At 63.9% G+C, this 926-nt stretch carries 1 protein-coding gene; it reads left to right on the top strand.

All coding sequences use genetic code 11. The features are described from left to right. Positions 1 to 876, top strand: an 876-nt coding sequence (locus AC1D00_RS43030) for a TRAP transporter large permease (RefSeq protein ID WP_477014910.1), incomplete at its 5' end; no start/stop codon positions are given. Positions 877 to 926: the final 50 nt, after the last annotated feature.

Raw genomic sequence — 926 nt, forward strand, 5'->3', positions numbered from 1 at the left:
ACCCACGCCTCGCTGGTCGGTGCCATGATGCCGTCCAGCCACAACATGATCATCTATGCGCTGGCCGCCGGAGGCAAGGTGTCGATCGGCGCGCTGATCGCCGCCGGCCTGCTGCCGGCGCTCGTGCTGATGGTGTGCATGCTGGTCGCCGCTTACGCGGTCGCGGTGAAGCGCGGCTATCCGGCCGGAAAGTTTCCGGGCTGGACCGAGGTCTTCCGCTCGTTCGCGGCCGCGCTGCCTGGTCTTCTGATCGTCGGTATCATCCTGGCGGGCATCCTGTCCGGCGTTTTCACGGCAACTGAATCCGCGGCCGTCGCAGTCACCTACACGATCGTGCTGACGTTCTTCATCTACCGCACCATGACCTTGCCGAACTTCCTGCGGGCTGCCGCCAAGGCGGTGAAGACTACGGGCGTGGTGCTGCTGCTGATCGGCGTCTCCACCATGTTCCAGTATCTGATGGGGCTCTACGAGGTCGCAGATTTCGCCGGCGACCTGATGAGCAAGGTGTCCTCGCAACCCTGGGTCATATTCCTGCTCATCAACGTCATCCTGTTCGTACTCGGCACCTTCATGGACATGGCGGCGACCATCCTGATCTGCACCCCGATCTTCCTGCCGATCGCGATGAAGGCGGGCATGGATCCCGTGCAGTTCGGCATGCTGATGCTGATCAACTGCGCGCTGGGGCTGAACACCCCGCCGGTCGGAACGACGCAGTTCGTGGGCTGCGCCATCGGCGGCATCTCGGTGGGCGCGGTGATGCGCACCATCCTGCCGTTCTATGCCGCGCTGATCGCAGCATTGATGTTCGTCACTTACGTCCCCGCCTTCTCGCTGTGGCTGCCGCGTCTGCTGATGGGATACAAGGGATAGCTGCCGTGCGCGCGCCGGCACTTGGCCGGCGCAGCGGGCTTGCGTAGCTT

It is taken from the genome of Bradyrhizobium sp. P2_E8, assembly GCF_056403875.1.